Source organism: Moorena sp. SIO4A1 (assembly GCF_010672065.1).
In the GTDB taxonomy this organism is placed as follows: domain Bacteria; phylum Cyanobacteriota; class Cyanobacteriia; order Cyanobacteriales; family Coleofasciculaceae; genus Moorena.
The window spans coordinates 1-1887 of the sequence record NZ_JAAHHX010000436.1 but is presented as its reverse complement, the minus strand read 5'-3'; the positions used below and the strand labels follow the sequence as shown (position 1 = coordinate 1887).

Sequence of the window (1887 nt, the reverse complement as noted above, 5' to 3'; positions counted from 1 at the left end):
CCACCCATTTGTCCTCCTGTCCCTCCTGCCGGAAAAGCTATTACCTTTAAGCCTAGTTTTTTATAAACAGTTTGCATATAAGTGGGGGAATCTGGATCATCATGATCAGATTTTTTGTAAAAAAGCCAAGCATTTTGTTCTTGTGGAGTTAGACCAAATGGAATCGCACTACCAAAATAAAGCGCTTTGTATTTGTCGCTGTCGTAATAAATTCCACTGTAGCTACAGTCTATTTTTCTTTTACTAACTTCTTCTAAAATTTCTGTTGTTTTTCCTCGTCTATTCAAATTAATTTGAAATTCCCCATTGCTCATTAATTTCACTAAATCACAAACTCTTTGGGGAGCCTTATAAAGAATTAACTTGCCCTTTAACTTCTCTCCTAAAAATGTAGTCATGTTCCAAGTAACTGCTGGATTTTTTTTAGCAATATGGGAACTAACTACTGTAACCCCTGCTGTGCCAATTACTATAGGTAGATAACTAATAAAACCTCTGCGATTACATCCAGGGTTGTGATCAGGTTGACTGTTGGGATTAGCAGCGATAAATGCGAGTCCCTTAAACTGACCAGCAAGATTTTTTATTTCAGAAATATTGCTACCAAGCTGTGGCACATCCTGTGCGGTTATTCTTAATTTTTCAGATAGCCTATTGGCTTCATCCTCACCGATCTCATCACCTAGGATATTAGAGAAATTATTAGCATAGACTTCAAGCTCACCCCATTCAGCAACAGGTTCTTGTTGATTTTCCAGGGCATTTATACTGTCTCGAAGACATTGCTCAATTTGTTGAAAGTAATTGGCAATGTTTTGACTTTTTTCTTCTTTAGCTTGCTGGAAGCGATCGCTTAGTTCGTAAAGTATCGTCGCAACTTCTTTGATGTCACTTAGCATGGTTTAGATAAGTAGATATTCAGTTAAAAACGGACACTAATCGGGTTGATAATGCAGGGTAAACCCATGTTGTTGAGTGACCGGGAATAGTTCTCAATAAACCCTGCCTTAATGCACTTGTTGACAATGGATTGTCTTGATGCAGTTGCTCATAAGGGAAACCCCAAAACAGCAAGACAGCACTAGCTCCCCAAGACCGCGCTGCATCGATCCGCGTGCTTGTTGACCATGCATTATCTACACATAGTGTTTGTCAAATTCAAAAAACACTATATATAGGATTCAGAAAATTAGATGCTTTTACCCTGATTGATAATGATACCGAGCCTGCAAAAAGTAAACTCGATTTCCACTAACTTTATAAACCAACCGATGTTCCAAGTCAATACGACGTGACCAAATATCTGAACCCATATACTTAAGCGGTTCAGGTTTTCCTATTCCTGTGAATGGATTACCATCTAGACTATCCGCTACTAAATCCAGGATCTTATCTCCTTTTTTGAAATCGTTGCGATACCACCAACGAAGATCTGCTTTGAAATCAGGACTGAAAACCGGAACATACCCAGCTAATTGGTTCTGGTTAGCAGGATTGGAAACACCACGGTCTTTCTTACCTTTGTCACGACTCAATACCCAATTCCTCTTTTAATTCTTCCAAACTTTGAGGAGTAGCTTCTTCTGACTCTGCCCATTCCAAAGCCCTAAACAGGCGCTTGGCATTTTCTGGCGATCGCAACAAATAAATGGTTTCTAAGATGCTGGACAATTCATCTTCAGCAATTAACGCGACATTTTTCTGGTTACGACGCTTGATTACCATAATTTGGCGTTCATCGTAAACCTGATCTAGTATGCTAGCTAGGTTAGCTCTTGCTTGAGAATAGGTAGTTTCCCGACTTAACATCGTTTCACTGAGGCTGACTTGTACAATAATATTGTACATACCTCACATGGAAACTGCACCGTAATCTGATCGGTGGAA

At 39.4% G+C, this 1887-nt stretch carries 2 protein-coding genes and 1 pseudogene; all 3 read right to left on the bottom strand.

Annotation, left to right across the window (positions count from 1 at the left end; all coding sequences use genetic code 11):
- Positions 1 to 899 (bottom strand): annotated as a pseudogene (locus F6K53_RS39165) (hypothetical protein); the annotation flags it as partial.
- A 300-nt stretch (positions 900 to 1199) separates the two neighbouring features.
- Positions 1200 to 1535, bottom strand: coding sequence for a Txe/YoeB family addiction module toxin (locus F6K53_RS39160; RefSeq protein WP_293085291.1), 336 nt, complete (start codon positions 1533 to 1535; stop codon positions 1200 to 1202).
- Positions 1525 to 1809, bottom strand: coding sequence for a type II toxin-antitoxin system Phd/YefM family antitoxin (locus tag F6K53_RS39155; protein ID WP_366511417.1), 285 nt, complete (start codon positions 1807 to 1809; stop codon positions 1525 to 1527). Before F6K53_RS39155 ends, F6K53_RS39160 begins: the two co-directional genes overlap by 11 nt.
- Positions 1810 to 1887 lie beyond the last annotated feature (78 nt).